This window comes from Lentilitoribacter sp. Alg239-R112, from assembly GCF_900537175.1.
In the GTDB taxonomy this organism is placed as follows: Bacteria; Pseudomonadota; Alphaproteobacteria; order Rhizobiales; family Rhizobiaceae; genus Lentilitoribacter.
Genome location: NZ_LS999835.1, coordinates 123,919 through 141,506, shown reverse-complemented (window position 1 = coordinate 141,506; position 17,588 = coordinate 123,919). Strand labels below are relative to the sequence as shown.

20 protein-coding genes are annotated in these 17,588 nt (G+C 42.5%); 13 read left to right on the top strand and 7 right to left on the bottom strand.

Annotated features, from left to right (window positions below):
• Positions 1-14: 14 nt before the first annotated feature.
• The 3 genes from G3W54_RS17520 to hslV are packed head-to-tail and all read right to left on the bottom strand — an operon-like array spanning position 15 to position 2,944.
• Positions 15-959, bottom strand: coding sequence for a DUF1402 family protein (locus G3W54_RS17520; protein WP_162654596.1), 945 nt, complete (start codon positions 957-959; stop codon positions 15-17).
• Positions 960-1,013: 54 nt separating this feature from the next.
• Positions 1,014-2,321, bottom strand: coding sequence for an ATP-dependent protease ATPase subunit HslU (gene hslU, locus G3W54_RS17515; protein WP_162654595.1), 1,308 nt, complete (start codon positions 2,319-2,321; stop codon positions 1,014-1,016).
• Positions 2,322-2,380: 59 nt separating this feature from the next.
• The gene (gene hslV, locus G3W54_RS17510; protein WP_162654594.1) at positions 2,381-2,944 is read right to left on the bottom strand and encodes an ATP-dependent protease subunit HslV; all 564 of its coding nucleotides are present in this window, start codon (positions 2,942-2,944) and stop codon (positions 2,381-2,383) included.
• A 216-nt stretch (positions 2,945-3,160) separates the two neighbouring features.
• Between hslV and hisB the strand changes: the two genes are divergently transcribed.
• The 8 genes from hisB to G3W54_RS17470 all read left to right on the top strand — a co-directional run bounded on the left by hisB (position 3,161) and on the right by G3W54_RS17470 (position 8,948).
• Positions 3,161-3,769, top strand: coding sequence for an imidazoleglycerol-phosphate dehydratase HisB (hisB, locus tag G3W54_RS17505; RefSeq protein ID WP_162654593.1), 609 nt, complete (start codon positions 3,161-3,163; stop codon positions 3,767-3,769).
• A 23-nt stretch (positions 3,770-3,792) separates the two neighbouring features.
• The gene (locus tag G3W54_RS17500; RefSeq protein ID WP_162654592.1) at positions 3,793-4,227 is read left to right on the top strand and encodes a DUF2628 domain-containing protein; all 435 of its coding nucleotides are present in this window, start codon (positions 3,793-3,795) and stop codon (positions 4,225-4,227) included.
• 8 nt (positions 4,228-4,235) lie between these two features.
• Entirely contained in the window at positions 4,236-4,886 is a 651-nt protein-coding gene (gene hisH, locus G3W54_RS17495; protein WP_162654591.1) for an imidazole glycerol phosphate synthase subunit HisH, read from the top strand.
• A gap of 16 nt (positions 4,887-4,902) precedes the next feature.
• Positions 4,903-5,637 (top strand): 1-(5-phosphoribosyl)-5-[(5-phosphoribosylamino)methylideneamino]imidazole-4-carboxamide isomerase, encoded by a 735-nt coding sequence (gene hisA / locus G3W54_RS17490; RefSeq protein WP_162654590.1) that lies wholly within the window; start codon positions 4,903-4,905, stop codon positions 5,635-5,637.
• Entirely contained in the window at positions 5,630-6,403 is a 774-nt protein-coding gene (hisF, locus tag G3W54_RS17485; protein ID WP_162654589.1) for an imidazole glycerol phosphate synthase subunit HisF, read from the top strand. Before hisA ends, hisF begins: the two co-directional genes overlap by 8 nt.
• A 77-nt stretch (positions 6,404-6,480) precedes the next feature.
• Positions 6,481-6,804, top strand: coding sequence for a phosphoribosyl-ATP diphosphatase (locus tag G3W54_RS17480; RefSeq protein ID WP_162654588.1), 324 nt, complete (start codon positions 6,481-6,483; stop codon positions 6,802-6,804).
• A complete protein-coding gene (coaA, locus tag G3W54_RS17475) occupies positions 6,797-7,774 on the top strand; it encodes a type I pantothenate kinase (RefSeq protein WP_244628002.1) in 978 nt (325 codons plus the stop codon). Before G3W54_RS17480 ends, coaA begins: the two co-directional genes overlap by 8 nt.
• 85 nt (positions 7,775-7,859) lie before the next feature.
• Positions 7,860-8,948 carry a phosphatase PAP2 family protein gene (locus G3W54_RS17470; protein ID WP_162654586.1) on the top strand — a complete coding sequence of 363 codons (1,089 nt, stop codon included), beginning with the start codon at positions 7,860-7,862 and terminating at the stop codon, positions 8,946-8,948.
• 4 nt (positions 8,949-8,952) lie between these two features.
• Here the strand turns inward: G3W54_RS17470 and G3W54_RS17465 are convergent, their stop codons facing one another.
• From G3W54_RS17465 to G3W54_RS17450, 4 genes are all read right to left on the bottom strand, one after another.
• Complete coding sequence (locus G3W54_RS17465) at positions 8,953-9,567, bottom strand: alpha-ketoglutarate-dependent dioxygenase AlkB (protein WP_162654585.1); 615 nt, start codon at positions 9,565-9,567, stop codon at positions 8,953-8,955.
• A gap of 63 nt (positions 9,568-9,630) precedes the next feature.
• Positions 9,631-10,083, bottom strand: a complete 453-nt coding sequence (lysM, locus tag G3W54_RS17460; protein ID WP_162654584.1) for a peptidoglycan-binding protein LysM — start codon at positions 10,081-10,083, stop codon at positions 9,631-9,633.
• Positions 10,084-10,173: 90 nt separating this feature from the next.
• Entirely contained in the window at positions 10,174-10,608 is a 435-nt protein-coding gene (arfB, locus tag G3W54_RS17455) for an alternative ribosome rescue aminoacyl-tRNA hydrolase ArfB (protein ID WP_162654583.1), read from the bottom strand.
• A gap of 100 nt (positions 10,609-10,708) precedes the next feature.
• Positions 10,709-12,322 (bottom strand): phosphoenolpyruvate carboxykinase, encoded by a 1,614-nt coding sequence (locus G3W54_RS17450; protein WP_162654582.1) that lies wholly within the window; start codon positions 12,320-12,322, stop codon positions 10,709-10,711.
• A gap of 326 nt (positions 12,323-12,648) precedes the next feature.
• Between G3W54_RS17450 and G3W54_RS17445 the strand changes: the two genes are divergently transcribed.
• The 5 genes from G3W54_RS17445 (at position 12,649) to ahcY (ending at position 17,580) form a co-directional block, all read left to right on the top strand.
• Positions 12,649-13,356: a response regulator transcription factor gene (locus G3W54_RS17445; RefSeq protein ID WP_162654581.1), complete on the top strand. Its 708-nt coding sequence runs from the start codon at positions 12,649-12,651 to the stop codon at positions 13,354-13,356.
• Positions 13,357-13,467: 111 nt separating this feature from the next.
• The gene (locus tag G3W54_RS17440) at positions 13,468-15,210 is read left to right on the top strand and encodes a sensor histidine kinase (RefSeq protein ID WP_162654887.1); all 1,743 of its coding nucleotides are present in this window, start codon (positions 13,468-13,470) and stop codon (positions 15,208-15,210) included.
• A 161-nt stretch (positions 15,211-15,371) separates the two neighbouring features.
• Positions 15,372-15,776: a PTS sugar transporter subunit IIA gene (locus G3W54_RS17435; protein WP_162654886.1), complete on the top strand. Its 405-nt coding sequence runs from the start codon at positions 15,372-15,374 to the stop codon at positions 15,774-15,776.
• Entirely contained in the window at positions 15,773-16,063 is a 291-nt protein-coding gene (locus G3W54_RS17430) for an HPr family phosphocarrier protein (RefSeq protein ID WP_162654580.1), read from the top strand. The genes G3W54_RS17435 and G3W54_RS17430 overlap by 4 nt, the downstream gene beginning before the upstream one ends.
• A gap of 125 nt (positions 16,064-16,188) precedes the next feature.
• Complete coding sequence (ahcY, locus tag G3W54_RS17425) at positions 16,189-17,580, top strand: adenosylhomocysteinase (protein ID WP_162654579.1); 1,392 nt, start codon at positions 16,189-16,191, stop codon at positions 17,578-17,580.
• Positions 17,581-17,588 lie beyond the last annotated feature (8 nt).

Below are 17,588 nucleotides of genomic sequence, written 5' to 3'. Positions count from 1 at the left end.
ATTGATGGGGAAAATTACCATTTTTTGACGATTTCACGCAGTTCTTTTTCGTGTTTATTAACAAACCAGCCATAGTAATTTTCACGTGGGTATCGTCGGCCACTACGCGCATGTCTAACAGCGCGGGCTTCTGGATTACCTAAATTATAAAGTGTAGCTGTAATCCCCGGATTCTTTGAAATATCAAGCTTAGCTTTCTTTTTATAAGCATCAATGGATACACGAATAAGAGCAGCCATATAGCTTAGCGTCGTATTAGGATCCATAATTGTTTTGTAGACATCCTTAGCTTTATTTGCATTTAGCTTTTTATGTCTTGAAACGGATGAAACTTTATCTGTTAGTTTTAAAGCTGTGAGAGGGTTAAGTTGCCCTAAACCAAATGTTTGCCCTGCAAAAAAGGGTTGGAAAAATACCGCGCTAAATCGATCTTTCGGATATCGTTTTCCATCCACTTTTTTACCACGAAATTTCTTCTGCCAAACATTTTCACGGCAGGACCATAATGCATATGATCCTTTTATGTCTTTGCACTTTGCAAATTCTTCTCGATTGACAAAATCCATGACTTTTTCGCCATCATACTCAAAGGTAAAATTGTTTGTCGCATAGGCAATTGCTTTGACATAGTATGATTGAAAAGTGTCATAAACATCGACATTGAACGTGTGCTCACCAACCAAGGCGCCAACAATATGTATTGGATCTATTTTGTAGGCCTTTGACACGCGTTTAATGCGATTTTGAAGATTACGATCTTTTTCGAGAAGCTTTTTTATCTTTTCATATTTTCGATCAAAACTGGTTTTCTTTGCAACGGTTCTATTTTTTGAACCAGAAGGAATGGCAGGTTGGCGCGATAGGCGATTGCCACTTGGCACCTCGCGAACAGATTTAGCCACAGAATATTGTGTAGCAAGCAGGCTGAAAAGCGCTGCAAAGATCAATATAATTCGCATATTTCTTGGCATCCCTTAGCAACTTCGGCTTGTGCACCGGTTTTTATCGCTGATTTATAGAATGAATTTAGACAAATCTGTGTCCTGTGCAAGATCACCAACGTGTTTTCGTACATATTCCGCATCAATTTTAAGTGTTTCACCATTCATATCGGGCGCCTTGAATGAAATTTCATCTAAAACGCGTTCCATAACGGTCTGCAAACGTCGCGCACCGATGTTTTCAACCGTTGAATTTAGGTGAACAGCGACATCTGCGAGTGCTTCAATCGAATCATCAGTGAAATCGAGGTCCACATCTTCTGTTTTCATCAGCGCCACATATTGCTTGATGAGGCTCGCTTCTGGTTCAGTTAAAATACGGCGGAAATCATGTTTCTCAAGTGCACGCAATTCAACTCGAATTGGTAAACGACCCTGCAGTTCGGGTAAAAGATCAGATGGTTTTGCAACATGGAATGCACCTGATGCTATGAAAAGAATATGGTCGGTTTTAATCGGGCCATATTTCGTCGCAACGGTGGTTCCTTCAACGAGAGGTAAAAGATCGCGCTGAACACCTTCGCGAGATACGCCAACGCCTGAACCGCCGTCTTTAGCCGCAATTTTATCAATTTCATCAATAAAAACAATGCCATCATTTTGAGCAGAAGCGAGCGCTTCCTGTTGAATTTGTTCATCATCAATAAGTTTTTCAGCTTCATCATTGATAAGCTGCTCATATGATTCTTTAACAGACGTCTTTATTTTTTTAGTTTGACCACCCATCGCTTTGCCAAACATCTCGCTAATATTCATGACACCAATATTTGCACCAGGCATGCCAGGGATTTCGAAGTTAGGCATATTGGATTGATTATCTGCGATTTCAATTTCAATTTCTTTATCGTCAATTTGCCCTTCGCGAAGTTTTTTACGGAACGAATCTCGCGTCGCAGGTGAAGCAGTGTTTCCCACAAGTGCATCAAGCACGCGTTCTTCAGCGTTTACATGGGCTTTGGCTTTCACCTCGGCGCGCTTTTTCTCTTTGATGATGGAAATACCAGCTTCAATCAGATCACGAATGATTTGCTCAACATCTCGACCTACATAACCAACTTCAGTGAATTTTGTTGCTTCCACTTTGATAAATGGCGCGCCAGCGAGTTTAGCCAAACGGCGAGAAATTTCAGTTTTACCAACGCCGGTGGGTCCAATCATCAGGATGTTTTTTGGCATCACTTCATCACGAAGGCTTTCAGGCAATTGTTGACGACGCCAGCGATTACGCATGGCAATAGCAACGGCGCGTTTTGCATCTTTCTGGCCGATAATATAGCGGTCGAGTTCTGATACGGTTTCACGTGGGGAAAAAGCTGTCATAAAATAAATGTCCAAATAATATAAATACTTAAGATAAATAAATGCGTCTTGAGGATTGCCTAATCACTTGTCTTAAGCGTTTCAACGACAAAGTTGTGATTTGTGTATACACAGATATCGCCAGCGATTCCCATTGCTTTTCTGGCAATATCTTCTGCCGACATATCTGTGTCCATCAATGCTCTGGCCGCCGCATAGGCGTAGTTACCACCAGAGCCGATCGCCATTGTTCCATGTTCTGGTTCAAGTACATCACCGTTACCTGTGATTGCAAGTGTTACATCTTTATCTGCTACCAGCATCATGGCTTCCAGTTTGCGTAAATATCGATCTGTACGCCAATCTTTGGCAAGCTCCACGGAGGCGCGCATCAATTGACCTGGATATTGTTCTAATTTTGCTTCTAGGCGTTCTAGAAGCGTAAATGCATCGGCTGTTGCGCCAGCAAAACCTGCAATAACATTACCATTTTTACCAATACGGCGCACTTTTCGTGCATTTCCCTTCATCACCGTTTGGCCAAGACTGACTTGTCCGTCGCCTGCCATTACAGCCACACCGTCTTTTTTGACAGTAATAATAGTTGTCGCATGCATTGTGCCAAAAGGGTTATGTTCACTCATATTCATTCCTAATTAGTGTGCTGTGCCGCCTATATTGGGCAAATTCGTGATCTTCTAAGCCTCTATGTAGGTCAAAAGAAACAAAAATCAAAAGCTAAACATCATCTATTCTTCGGATGCGTATGGAAATTTACATCTTTGCCTGTTATTTAGCACCTTAAGAATATGATTTTTAGATGCATTTATAACTTCATATATGCACATACGATATAAGATGTGAGAATTACTATGAGTAACAGGCTAGGTTCGGTTGATCGTAAAACCAACGAAACAGATATCTCAGTGACGGTGAAAATAGATGGCACAGGCCTATCAAACATTGAAACTGGTGTTGGATTTTTCGATCATATGCTTGAACAATTGTCTCGGCATTCTTTGATTGATATGGATATTCAGGCGGATGGTGATCTTCATATTGATGATCACCATACGGTTGAAGATGTAGGTATTGCAATTGGCCAGGCCATCTCAAAAGCACTTGGCGATCGTAAGGGTATTACCCGATATGCATCTCTTGATTTGGTTATGGATGAGACTATGACCAAAGCCGGTATTGATATTTCCGGTCGTCCATTTCTGGTGTGGGATGTTGATTTTTCATCTCCGAAGATTGGAACGTTTGATACCGAGCTTGTGCGCGAGTTTTTTCAGGCTCTTGCACAAAATTCAGGTATGACGTTGCATATTAACAACTATTACGGCGTTAATAATCACCATATTGCAGAAACTTGCTTTAAAGCAGTTGCTCGCGTGCTGCGAACAGCTTGCGAAATTGACCCAAGGCAAAGTGATCGTGTGCCATCAACTAAGGGTTCATTAAACTAGGTTGTATTTTCAGGAATTAATCCATGAAGCATTTTACCGTTTTAGGCCAGCGGCCTGGGATACAAGGCCAAGAGGACCTGTTTGCCATCCGTGATGGGTTTAGCTTTTTTGCTTTTATCGTGCCGCCTTTGTGGTTTTTATGGAGAGGCATGTGGCTTCACGCAGGAATAAGCTTAATGGTATTCTTAGCCGTCTCTCTTTTACCGCTCGATGCTTTACAATTAGTTTTGAGTTTATTGATTGCATTTTGGCTGGGTTTTGAGGCGCGATTTTTCTATTTAGAATTTTTACAGAAACAGGGATTGGTTGTTTTGGCACGTGTTTCGGCATTAAATTCTGAAATGGCACGAGATATATATCTTGCAGAGCAGCCAAAATCTCATATGAAAGTCGTAAAGCCGATATTAAAGACAAAACCGTCCCCACAACAAGCCGATATGGTTTTCGGCAGAAATTAGGACCATAAATGAAAGTTGCAGTGATTGACTATGGGTCGGGTAATTTACGATCCGCTGTTAAGTCATTTGAGCGCGCTGTTCGTGAAGCTAATCTAAGAGCAGAAGTCATACTGACTAATCATGCGGAAGATGTTTTACATGCAGATCGCATTGTCTTGCCGGGTGTGGGGGCTTATGCCGATTGCCGCAAAGGCCTTGGTGCAGTTGACGGTATGGTTGAGGTGCTTAACGAAGCCGTTATCAAAAAAGCACGTCCGTTTTTTGGAATTTGTGTGGGCATGCAACTCATGTCAGATCGCGGCTTGGAAAAAACGACGACGGAAGGATTGGGCTGGATCTCTGGTGATGTGACCGAAATCGAGATTGATGACCCTGATCTTAAAATTCCGCAGATGGGTTGGAACACCATTAATCTCAAACGAGATCATGCGCTGTTTGAAGGCATTAAAACGGGTGATGATGGTAAACATGCCTATTTTGTTCATTCCTATCATTTTAAGGCGGTAAATTCTGGCGATGTGCTTGCAACTACCAATTATGGTGGCGACGTTACTGCAGTGATTGCTAAAGATAATATGGTGGGTACGCAATTCCATCCTGAAAAAAGTCAGGAACTTGGCTTGTCGCTTATTACGAATTTTTTGAAGTGGCAAATATAGAACTAGGAAAACATAAATGATTTTATTTCCGGCAATTGATCTTAAAGATGGTCAATGTGTACGCCTTAAACTTGGCGATATGGATCAGGCAACTATTTATAATGACAGTCCAGGCGCGCAAGCAAAAGCATTTGAGGATCAGGGATTTAGCTGGCTCCATGTTGTCGATCTAAATGGTGCATTCGCTGGTGAAGCCGTAAATGGCGCTGCGGTTGAAGAGATTTTGGCATCTACAAGCAATCCTGTTCAGCTTGGTGGAGGTATCCGCAACCTCGATCACATTTCCAATTGGCTCCACAAAGGTGTCAAACGTGTCATACTTGGTACAATAGCAGTTCGAGACCCAGATTTAGTAAAAAAAGCCTGTCGTGAATTCCCAGATCAAATTGCTATTGGAATTGACGCCAAAGGTGGAAAGGTTGCTGTTGAAGGCTGGGCCGAAGCATCCGAGCTTGGTATTGTGGAGTTGGCAAAAGAATTTGAGGATGCAGGTGTTGCAGCCATCATCTACACGGATATTGATCGTGATGGGATTTTAAAGGGTATTAATTGGGATTCTACACTGCACTTGGCAGAAGAAATTTCAATTCCTGTGATCGCGTCTGGTGGTTTGGCATCGATGGATGACATTAAAATGCTCGCGAGTGATAAGGCGAGAAAACTCGAGGGTGCTATTTCAGGCCGTGCGCTTTATGATGGCCGTATTGATCCTGATGAAGCGCTTGCGGTTTTAAGAGGATCAGATGCTTAAATCACGTATTATTCCCTGCCTTGATGTTAAAGACGGACGCGTCGTAAAAGGCGTCAACTTTGTGGATTTGATTGATGCTGGCGATCCGCTAGAAGCTGCAAAAGCTTACGATGCTGCCGGTGCCGATGAACTGTGTTTTCTGGATATTACTGCCTCATCTGGTAATCGCGACACAATTTTTGATGTGGTCGCAAAAACAGCCGATCATTGTTTTATGCCCCTTACTGTTGGCGGTGGTGTGCGAGAGGTTAAAGATATTCGCAAATTGCTTTTGTCTGGTGCGGATAAGGTTTCAATCAATACGGCCGCAGTCAATAATCCGGAATTTGTAGCAGAAGCTGCCGATAAATTTGGTAATCAATGTATTGTTGTTTCCATCGATGCAAAACGTGTTTCTAAAGATGGTGAAACAGACCGATGGGAAATTTTTACCCATGGTGGGCGTAATGAAACCGGTATTAATGCGGTGGATTTTGCCATTAAAATGACAGAGTTGGGTGCAGGTGAGTTACTTGTGACATCTATGGATCGTGATGGGGCTAAAATCGGGTATGACCTAGGTCTAACCCGTACCATTGCTGATGCGACCTCAGTGCCGGTTATTGCATCTGGTGGCGTAGGTAATCTCGATCATTTGGTTGAGGGTATCCGTGATGGGCATGCGACAGCTGTACTTGCAGCTTCGATATTCCATTTTGGTACCTATACAATCGGTGAGGCAAAACAATATATGGCTGACAACGGTTTGGCAGTTCGCCTCGACTAGCCTTATCTTGACTAATGAAACAATCCATACCATTTAGGTATGATGACGGGGACATTTGAATAAAGGGAGCGGTTCAAATGACAGATTTTATTCTTTCTGATCTCGAAACGATCGTTGCAAGTCGCGCTGCGGCTTCACCGGATGAGTCTTGGACGGCAAAACTTATTTCCCAAGGTCAGGAAAAAGCTAGCAAAAAACTAGGTGAAGAAGCGGTTGAAACTGTTATTGCGGCGATGAAAAATGATCGCGGTGAACTGGTATCAGAATCCGCCGATCTCCTATTTCACTTACTTGTTGTGTTGAAAATTGCCGATATTCCATTGGATGATGTTATGGCTGAATTGGCAAAACGAACGGGCCAGTCGGGTATTGATGAAAAAGCTTCGCGTGCCAATGGATGATACGTCGGTAGATATCGATCATTTGGGTCACGATAAATATTCGCCTTTTTTAAAATTCAGTGCTGATCAATGGTCAGATTTTCGTGCTGATACCCCTCTCACATTAAGTGAAGAGGAAGTAAGGCGCCTGAGATCGCTTAATGATCCCGTTGATCTCAATGAAATCCGAAAAATTTACCTGTCTTTATCGCGCATGTTGTCTGCTCATGTTGAGAAGACCCAGAGTCTATTTTCTCAACGGCAACATTTTCTAGATATGGAAAGTGCCATTCAGGCTCCTTTTGTCATTGGGATTGGTGGATCTGTCGCGGTAGGTAAATCTACAACCGCGCGTGTCTTGCGAGAGCTTCTGAGCCGTTGGCCATCGCATCCAAAAGTTGATTTGGTGACAACGGATGGGTTCCTTTATCCAAATGCCTATTTAAAAGAGCATGATCTGATGGCAAGAAAAGGATTTCCAGATAGTTATGACATCGGTGCACTTTTGCGGTTCCTCGCTGCAATTAAGTCTGGAAAACCAAAGGTAAAAGCACCTCTTTACTCGCACATGTCATATGATGTTTTGCCGGATAAATACCAATTAATAGAAAAGCCGGATATCCTCATATTTGAAGGAATTAATGTCCTTCAAGTTCGGGAACTACCATCTCACGGGCGAGTGGTGCCATTTGTCTCAGATTTTTTTGATTTCTCGATTTATATCGACGCTGAAGAAGAAAAAATCGAAGAATGGTATATCGAACGTTTTATGCGTTTAAGAGACACAGCATTTAAAGATCCAAAATCTTTCTTTCACCGTTATGTTGAAATTGGTGATAAAGACGCCTTGAAAATAGCTAATGATCTGTGGCAAAATATCAATCTTAAAAATCTTTATGAAAATATCCTGCCGACACGGCCACGTGCGGATTTGATCCTACGAAAAGGTGATGATCATCTCATCGAAGAAGTTTTTCTGCGCAGATTGTAGTAGATGTTCTCGATCTGACTTAATCGATAATTAAGAGCAAGATACTACCATGTGAGCACTTAGTGCTAAATGGTTGGTTTTGCTTATGATGTTACAAAATAAAGCTCAAATGATTTATATGCCTACGCGGGAAGAGTTTGGCGTGCAAATATTTGAATTCAGAGAGCATTTTTTATTCAGTATTTCCAAAACAAAACCTGTAATTATGCTCATGCTCGCATATTGGGGTATTGGGTTTGTCTATTTAGGTTATTTTGAAAAGCTCGCCGGACAACATTTCTTTATTTATCTTGAGACACTTCTTCCGTTAGTGGTCGTTGTTCTACCTACTTTTTTTATATTTAGCGCAACCCTTGGTGCCGTTAGGCGTGGTAAACATCGCTCGCGTTGGGCACTGAAACGGACGTTTTCCAATCAGAACATCGCAAATTTCTTTGTTGGTGTCGTTTTGATGATCCTGCTTTGTATGTTTATGGGAATGTACACCGCAATTAAAACCAGTTTTGCAGATTTACAGGGCTTTCAGCATGATATTTGGCAAGCCGATTTAGATAAATTACTATTTTTCGGTGGTGACCCTTGGCGTATTATGTTTGATTCAATTCATAGTATAGCGCTACAAAAGTTCGTTGAAATCAATTACAATATGTACTGGCATATTCAAGTTTTTGCGATCATTGCTCTTGCAGCATATGCAGATTCTCGCAGTGAAATGAAGGTTAGATATCTTGCTTCCATTGTTTGGGTTTGGGTAATCGTGGGAACAATATTTGCTGGGTTATTTATATCTGCGGGACCTGCTTTTTATGGTCTTGTTACCGGTGATGAGATGCGTTTTGGAGAGCAGTTAGCAATACTTGCTCAGCATGAACAGAGCAGCGCTATCAGATATCAAGCTTATCTTTGGAGTGCTTATGCCAGCACGACACCTAGTCTAGGTACAGGTATATCCGCATTTCCCAGCATGCATGTTTCGCTTGTGTGTATGAATGTTTTCTTTGCATTTGAGATCAATCGTAAACTCGGATTTATCGCGCTAATTTATGCGCTCTTTGTTTGGGTTAGCTCCGTTTACTTGGCATGGCATTATGCAATTGACGGGCTTGCAGGGGCACTCTTGGTCGCCGTAATTTATTATTCAACACGTCGTTTTATGAAGAAAGCATCTGGCTGATTATCTAAGTTTGGGTTACCCGCCGCAGGGTGAGATTAATCCGGCCACCGTTTTTAAGAAGCGGTGATGTATCAGGATAAATCTTATCGACACCATGGAAACAAAGACGAGATTCTCCACCAAGAACAACAACATCACCGCTATGGAGCTTAAAGCTTTTGGTTTGACCTCCGCGCGTTGTTTGACCGATGCGGAATTGACATGTGTCGCCCAGTGATATTGAAAGCACTGGCGCTTCTAGATTATTTTCATCATTGTCCTGATGCAGCCCCATGCGCGCTGATGTATCGTAAAAATTGATAAGACAGGCTTCAGGTGAATATTCAGCGCCAGATAATTCTCGCCAGATTTGCATAAGCTGATCAGGTATTTTGGGCCAGGGCTTGCTGGTTTTAGGGTGATTGGGCTGGTAGCGATAGCCAGATTGTTCATCAGAAACCCAACCCAGCTCCCCACAATTGGTCATGCGAACAGAGAAGGGTTCACCAGTTTTCGGCATTTCTGGCCGATATAACGGGGCTTGTTTGACGATCTCGCGGATAACATCAACAAGTTCGCGCTGCGTAGAAATATTGAGATGGTTTGGAATATGAGAAAAGCCTTTGGGAAGAACTTGCATTTAACTGGCTTCTCCCCAAAGGTTTATTTGGTACGGTAATCTTAATGACCGGTCTCGCAGAGACTAGTCTAGCGCTGGAATACGCAAAACTTGACCGGGATAGATAAGATCAGGATCTGATAACATCGGTTTATTAGCTTCAAAAATAACGGTGTACTTGCCACCCTTGCCTTTGCCATAGGCAGCTTCAGCTACTTTCCAAAGATTGTCGCCTTTTTGAACAGTGTGAAAAGTTGGTTCAGCTGCTGCTGGTGCATCAGCAACTTTTAGTTCAGCCGCTTCAACCTTTGAGATACCTAAAGTGTTGCCAACAGCAAGAATGGCTTTTTCGAAAACAGATTGATCTTCAACATTACCTTCAAGCACAACAGTATCGCCTTTAACGACAACCTTAACATCATCGGTACCTAACTTATGCGATGCGAGTTCCTTTTCAACAGCTTCTGCCACTGGTGGTTCATCATCAACAAGGCCTAGTTTTTTACCCGCAGATTTTACAAAATCAAAAAAGCTCATGGAATTCTCCCCTATTATTACGATTTTAACTATTGATAGTAGATTTATAACTGATTGCGAAGTCTTTTATGTGACCCGCGTGATTTTGGTTTAATCATCACTGATACTCCCGCGCATCTTCTTGATGCCAGAACGGTTAGATTTAGCTTTGAGACGTCGTTCTACTGAGCCACGTGTGGGTTTTGTTTTTCGCCGCGGTGGTGGCAATGGTTTGCTGGCTTCCAGCAAGATTTCTTTGAGGCGCTCGCGCGCATCTTCGCGATTTCGTTCTTGCGAGCGGTGTTTTGTTGCTTCAAGTACGAGAACACCATCTTTATTGAGACGCCGCCCTGCAATCTTAACGGTACGATTTTTCACAAATGGAGGTACAGAGGGTGAGTTCTTAAGATCAAAACGCAACTGAACGGATGTCGCAACTTTATTGACATTTTGCCCACCAGGACCTGCAGAATGAATGAAAGACTCGACTATTTCCCATGGCTCAATGGTAATCTTATCGCTGACATAAAGTGCTCGTTGCGCCAAAACCTATCCTTTAGTGATATTGTTAAATACAATATAAACGAAACCCGCCGATTGAAAACCGGCGGGTTTGTAACATTATACACAATTGACTGGAGGAGGCTTACTCGGCAGCGATACGGATGCCCGGGGCAGCATCGCGCACAGTACCATCAACATGGTCTTCAAATTTGTCAAAGTTCGAAACAAACATATCAACAAGTCCTGAGGCCACTTTATCGTATGCTTCTTTGTCGTCCCATGTAGAGCGAGGGTCAAGGATTTGAGTGTCAACACCTTCCACTGAAACCGGGACTTGGAAACCAAAATTGTCGTCTGGGCGGTAGTCAGCCTCATTTAATGACCCATCAAGTGCTGCGGTTAGAAGGGCACGTGTTGCTTTAATCGGCATACGCTCACCAACGCCATAAGCGCCTCCGGTCCAGCCTGTATTGACCAACCAGCAATTTACACCATGCTCGGCGATAAGTTTGCGCAAAAGATTACCATAAACTGTTGGGTGACGTGGCATAAATGGTGCACCAAAACAGGTTGAGAATGTTGCTTCTGGTTCCGTAACACCTTTTTCTGTACCAGCTACTTTTGCAGTGTAACCGGATAGGAAGTGATACATGGCTTGATCTGGTGTTAATTTCGCAATTGGTGGCATAACACCAAATGCATCAGCCGTTAGCATGATAATGTTTTTTGGGTGTTTTGCTTTGCCTGTATCACTTGCATTTGGAATAAAATGTAGCGGGTAAGCACAACGTGTGTTTTCAGTCAGCGATCCATCGTCAAAATCGGGGACGCGATTTTCATCTAAAACTACATTTTCAAGCACAGTGCCGAAGCGCTCTGTTGTGCTGAAAATTTCCGGCTCTGCTTCTTTGGAAAGACGAATGGTTTTTGCATAACAGCCACCTTCGAAATTAAAGATACCATCTTCACCCCAACCATGCTCGTCGTCACCAACAAGTGTGCGCGCAGGGTCAGCAGAAAGAGTTGTTTTACCTGTGCCAGATAGGCCAAAGAAAACAGCAGCATCGCCATCTTTGCCCACATTGGCTGAACAATGCATCGGCATCACACCTTTTTGTGGAAGCAAGTAGTTAAGCATTGTGAAGACAGATTTTTTCATCTCGCCAGCATATGATGTACCACCAATAAGAACGATCCTTTTGGCAATATTGATCGCTATAACTGTTTCAGAACGACAACCATGTCGTTCTTTGTCCGCACGGAAACTTGGAAGGTCAATAACCGTCATTTTTGCTGTAAAATCTGCAAGCTCACTTCGCTCGGGACGAATAAGAAGATTACGGATAAACAGTGAATGCCATGCAAATTCAGTCACGACACGTGTTGGCAATGCATTTTCTTTGTCTGCACCTCCAACAAGGTCCTGAACGAACAGATCACGACCTTCTGCATGAGAAATCATGTCATCATAAAGATTTTCAAAATGTTCCGGTGACATGGCTTTGTTATTATCCCACCAGATTTGATCTTCCGTTGTTGCATCACGAACTGTGAATTTGTCAGCGGCAGAGCGACCAGTATGTTGACCGGTGATTGCGCGCAGAGCACCATGAGCGGTTAAAGTTGCTTCTTTGCGTTGGAGGGCTTTTTCATAAAGCTCGCCCTCAGTAAGGTTATAATAGATCGAAGAAATGGATGTTAATCCACACTGATCTAAACCAAACTGTTTATTGCGAGTACCAAATTCCTGTTGCATAGCAGGAGCCTTTCCAGAGATAAAATGACATTTAAATATTTGGCTATAAATAATTAAAAATTTTAAATTGGCAAGTGAAAAAAGTTGAAAAATCAATAAAAACAAATATTTAATCGATTTAAAAAACTGTCACAATTTTTCAAACGATTTAAAATTAGTCTTTGAAAAGATTATGGTTATCGGACCATTTATAGGAATATTAAAAGTTAAATGAATGTTTGTTTTGATAAAATTTGAGCTTTGCCACAATTTGTTCTCTTTTTATCCGCAAGAGAGATGTTAAGCGTAACCGTATGTGGTAAAAACGAGCAAATCAGGAGAAATCCATGCAAACCATTGCCTTAGTGGATGATGATAAAAATATTTTGACTTCTGTTTCCATCGCGCTGGAAACAGAAGGTTATAAAGTTGAAACATATACAGATGGTGCATCAGCGCTGGATGGGTTGCTTGCGAGGCCTCCGCAGTTAGCTGTCTTTGATATTAAGATGCCAAGAATGGATGGAATGGAGCTTCTACGTCGGTTTCGTCAAAAATCTGACGTACCTGTTATTTTTTTGACATCAAAAGACGAAGAAATTGATGAATTGTTCGGTTTAAAGATGGGTGCAGATGATTTTATAAAGAAGCCATTTTCCCAAAGACTACTTGTCGAGCGGGTTAAAGCCATTCTTCGCCGTGCGGCAAATAGAGAAGCTGGCGCGTCTGCAAAGGCGGATGGTTCTCAGCAGAAGAATTTGGAGCGCGGGCATCTTTCGATGGATCAAGAGCGGCATATTTGCTCTTGGAAAGATCAAGTCGTTACGCTCACGGTAACAGAATTTCTTATCCTCTTGTCCCTTGCTCAACGTCCAGGTGTCGTTAAAAGCCGTGACTCTTTGATGGACGCCGCTTATGATGATCAGGTCTATGTGGATGACCGGACCATTGATAGCCACATCAAGCGTTTACGTAAAAAATTCAAGATGGTCGATAATGATTTTAATATGATTGAGACACTATATGGTGTCGGATATCGCTTTAAAGAAGCATAAGCTGTCGTTAGTTTGGGTGACGTGTCTGATAATAACAAACCAAGTGAAGATTTGGACGAGTCAAATCCTTTGAGTAGGCAGGTTACTCGCACCCAAGCTGGTGAGACCAAGATTACCCAAGGCCAAGAGAACCAAGGGTTTTCAAGTCGAGGGTTTACGCATCCTTTTACCTATTTAAGACGTATTTTCGGCGGAATCTTGTTTTCAAGTATTGCCCGTCGAATATTGTTCTTAAATCTTCTGGCGCTTTTGGTGCTTGTATCGGGTATATTATACCTGAACCAATTCCGTGAAGGCCTTATTGATGCGCGCGTCGAAAGCCTTCTCACCCAAGGCGAGATTATCTCTGGTGCGATTGCAGCATCTGCAAGTGTTGAAACGGATTCCATAACGATTGATCCGCAAAAGCTTCTGGAACTGCAAGCGGGTCAAAGTGTATCTCCATCTGTTTCAGATGATTTAGCATTTCCATTCGATCCAAAAGTGATTGCGCCAGTTTTACGTCGTGTCATATCACCCACGAGAACGCGTGCCCGTATTTATGATCAAGATGCTAGTCTTTTGTTAGATTCGCGTTTCTTGTATACCAGCGGACAGGTCTTGAAATTTGACCTCGATGCACCAGATTCAGATGATTTTCAGATCTATGATTCAATTTCACGCCTTTTTAATCAGCTACTTCAACCTGGCGGACTATCCGTCTATCGCGAAGCACCCGGTGCCGATGGAACAATTTACCCTGAAGTAATGAGTGCGTTAACTGGTGGACGCAGTGCGGTGGTGCGTGTCACCGAAGCGGGCGAGCTTATTGTATCAGTGGCCGTACCTGTTCAGAGATTTCGCGCCGTGTTAGGCGTTCTTTTATTATCAACACAAGCGGGCGATATCGATAAAATTGTTCATGCTGAACGGATGGCGATTTTCCGCGTATTTGGCGTGGCGGCGCTTGTAACAATTGTGTTGTCTTTAATTTTGGCAAGCACGATTGCAACACCACTACGTCGTTTATCGGCAGCTGCAATTCGCGTGCGCCGCGGTGTCAAGGCAAGAGAAGAAATCCCTGATTTTTCTGCACGGCAAGATGAAATTGGTAATCTATCAACTGCATTACGAGATATGACTACTGCTCTTTACGACCGTATTGAGGCTATTGAGAGCTTTGCCGCAGATGTTAGCCATGAACTAAAAAATCCACTCACGTCATTGCGAAGCGCTGTTGAAACACTACCGCTGGCAAAAAAACAAGAATCACAAAAACGCCTTCTAGACGTCATCGAGCATGATGTTATGCGTCTTGACCGATTGATAACGGACATTTCTGATGCGTCACGTCTGGATGCTGAGCTTGCTCGTGATGATTCAGAGTTGGTAGAATTAGTAAAACTTCTATCAGATATCGTTGATCTGTCATTGCAGATGGACAGAGGTAAAAGAGTTGATATCACATTTGATATTAAAGAAGGGGCCAAGGATTCAGAATATAAAGTCTTGGGTCATGAATTACGGCTCGGGCAAGTGATTACAAATTTGATTGAAAATGCCCGAAGCTTTGTTCCAGAAGACCATGGCCGCATTCATATTGAATTATCAATAGAGAATGATGCCTGCATTATAAAAGTGAAAGACAATGGGCCAGGTATTCAAATCGAAGATATTAATCGTGTTTTCGAACGTTTTTATACTGATCGACCTGCGGATGAAGATTTTGGACAGAACTCCGGTCTGGGTCTGTCAATCAGTCGGCAAATTATAGAAGCTCATGGTGGCACCATTGATGTTGAAAATTTGGCGACTTCTTCGAACAATGAAGAATCAGGTGCTTGTTTCGTAATCTCTCTTCCTTTGATGCAGTAACGTCCTCAACTTTGATAAGTTTCAGTAAAGTTGCATCGAATAGTAGAGGTTCTTAGCGTTTTTAGGATTGAACTCTTTTTTTCGCTTGAACTTATATCAAACCTGTTGAAGATAGGTTTAAATTGGAAAAACTGTTGCTATCCACAGGAGTATGGGAAAGCATGATTGGTTTGGTGCTTGTCACTCACGGAAATTTGGCAGATGAATTTCGAAATGCGCTTGAGCATGTTGTCGGCCGGCAAACTGCATTTGAAACCATATGTATAGGTCCAGATGACGATATGGATTTGCGCCGTCGGGACATTATCGATGCGACAGCTGAAGCTGATCAAGGCAAAGGTGTTATCATTTTGACAGATATGTTTGGTGGAACTCCATCTAACCTTTCAATTTCTGTCATGGATGAAAGTGGGAAAATTGAAGTTATTGCAGGTGTAAACTTGCCAATGCTGATTAAGCTTGCCCGAATTCGCGAAGATGATGATATGGAAAAATCACTTTCTGAGGCCCAGGATGCAGGGCGTAAATACATTAATGTTGCCAGTGGGTTGCTCAATAAAAAATGACTTCTGTAAATTCGTCTGAACTTTCTCGTATTCTCGACATTACGAATAAACGAGGTTTGCATGCACGTGCATCCCACCGTTTTGTGCAAGTTGTTGAAAAATTTGATGCCACTGTGAGTGTTTCGAAAGATAATATGAAGGTTGGCGGTGATGAGATTATGGAATTACTCATGCTAGCTGCCAGCCCAGGATGTTCTATCCTTGTTGAAGCTTCCGGACCAGAGGCTGTAAACGTCCTTGATGCACTGGAAGAACTTGTTACAAGTAAATTCGGTGAGTCTGAATAGTTACCATAACGATATAAACATTTCTTTATATGTTTCTTGCTACAAATCCAAATTGTTGATAAATGAATTTAAAAAGGGCGAGTGTTTCTCCCCTTTAGCAATTTGATAAGCCCTTGGAGACCATCATGTCAGATTATATTGTAGCAGATATTTCGTTAGCCGATTTCGGCCGGACAGAAATAGACATCGCAGAAACCGAAATGCCGGGCCTTATGGCTTCCCGTGAAGAGTTTGGCGAAAGCCAGCCACTTAAAGGTGCTCGTATTTGTGGCTCGCTCCACATGACCATTCAAACAGCAGTTTTAATTGAAACTTTAACAGCGCTAGGTGCAGATGTTCGTTGGGTTTCTTGTAATATCTTTTCAACACAAGATCATGCTGCGGCTGCAATTGCAGCAACTGGTGTTCCTGTTTTTGCTGTTAAAGGTGAGACGCTAGAAGAATATTGGACATACACAGACCGTATGTTCCAGTGGCCAGATGGCGAACCTTGCAACATGATTCTGGATGATGGTGGTGATGCCACAATGTACATCCTTCTTGGTGCACGTGCAGAAGCTGGTGAAGATGTCTTGTCGAACCCAGGCTCGGAAGAAGAAGAAGTTCTTTTTGCTCAAATCAAAAAACGTATGGCTCAATCACCTGGTTTCTTTGCCAAGCAACGTGACGCCATCAAAGGTGTGACAGAAGAAACAACAACTGGTGTGAATCGTCTTTATCAATTACAAAAAGCCGATCAATTGCCATTCCCTGCAATTAACGTGAATGACTCGGTGACAAAATCAAAATTCGATAACAAATACGGTTGTAAAGAGTCATTGGTTGATGGCATTCGTCGAGCAACAGATGTGATGATGGCTGGTAAAGTTGCTGTTGTTTGTGGCTATGGTGATGTGGGTAAAGGCTCCGCCGCTTCGTTAAGTGGTGCTGGCGCACGTGTTAAAGTCACAGAAGTTGACCCAATTTGTGCATTGCAAGCCGCAATGGATGGATTTGAAGTTGTTCAACTTGAGGATGTGGTTTCATCAGCGGATATATTCATCACGACAACAGGCAATAAGGATATCATCAAAGTTGATCACATGCGTGAGATGAAAGATATGGCCATCGTTGGTAATATCGGTCACTTTGATAACGAGATTGAAGTTGCTGATCTGAAGAATTTCAAATGGAATAATGTTAAGCCACAAGTCGATATGATCGAATTTCCAAAAGGAAACCGTATGATCTTACTGTCAGAAGGTCGCCTCTTGAACCTCGGTAATGCAACGGGCCATCCATCATTTGTAATGTCAGCTTCATTTACCAACCAGGTGCTAGCTCAAATCGAGCTTTATACGAAAGGTGATGAGTATAAGAACGAAGTTTATGTTCTTCCAAAACGTCTTGATGAGCATGTAGCTCGTCTTCACTTGGCGAAACTAAATGCAAAACTAAGTGAACTATCTGAAGAACAAGCCGATTATATTGGCGTCAAAACAGATGGTCCATACAAGCCAGAACACTACAGATATTAATTTTTAAC

Coding starts and splice junctions, on each gene's coding strand:
- G3W54_RS17520 (WP_162654596.1), bottom strand. CDS start 959: ATGCGAATTATATTGATCTTTGCAGCGCTTTTCAGCCTGCTTGCTACA.
- hslU (WP_162654595.1), bottom strand. CDS start 2,321: ATGACAGCTTTTTCCCCACGTGAAACCGTATCAGAACTCGACCGCTAT.
- hslV (WP_162654594.1), bottom strand. CDS start 2,944: ATGAGTGAACATAACCCTTTTGGCACAATGCATGCGACAACTATTATT.
- G3W54_RS17500 (WP_162654592.1), top strand. CDS start 3,793: ATGAAGCATTTTACCGTTTTAGGCCAGCGGCCTGGGATACAAGGCCAA.
- hisH (WP_162654591.1), top strand. CDS start 4,236: ATGAAAGTTGCAGTGATTGACTATGGGTCGGGTAATTTACGATCCGCT.
- hisA (WP_162654590.1), top strand. CDS start 4,903: ATGATTTTATTTCCGGCAATTGATCTTAAAGATGGTCAATGTGTACGC.
- hisF (WP_162654589.1), top strand. CDS start 5,630: ATGCTTAAATCACGTATTATTCCCTGCCTTGATGTTAAAGACGGACGC.
- G3W54_RS17480 (WP_162654588.1), top strand. CDS start 6,481: ATGACAGATTTTATTCTTTCTGATCTCGAAACGATCGTTGCAAGTCGC.
- coaA (WP_244628002.1), top strand. CDS start 6,797: ATGGATGATACGTCGGTAGATATCGATCATTTGGGTCACGATAAATAT.
- G3W54_RS17470 (WP_162654586.1), top strand. CDS start 7,860: ATGATGTTACAAAATAAAGCTCAAATGATTTATATGCCTACGCGGGAA.
- G3W54_RS17465 (WP_162654585.1), bottom strand. CDS start 9,567: ATGCAAGTTCTTCCCAAAGGCTTTTCTCATATTCCAAACCATCTCAAT.
- lysM (WP_162654584.1), bottom strand. CDS start 10,083: ATGAGCTTTTTTGATTTTGTAAAATCTGCGGGTAAAAAACTAGGCCTT.
- G3W54_RS17450 (WP_162654582.1), bottom strand. CDS start 12,322: ATGCAACAGGAATTTGGTACTCGCAATAAACAGTTTGGTTTAGATCAG.
- G3W54_RS17445 (WP_162654581.1), top strand. CDS start 12,649: ATGCAAACCATTGCCTTAGTGGATGATGATAAAAATATTTTGACTTCT.
- G3W54_RS17435 (WP_162654886.1), top strand. CDS start 15,372: ATGATTGGTTTGGTGCTTGTCACTCACGGAAATTTGGCAGATGAATTT.
- G3W54_RS17430 (WP_162654580.1), top strand. CDS start 15,773: ATGACTTCTGTAAATTCGTCTGAACTTTCTCGTATTCTCGACATTACG.
- ahcY (WP_162654579.1), top strand. CDS start 16,189: ATGTCAGATTATATTGTAGCAGATATTTCGTTAGCCGATTTCGGCCGG.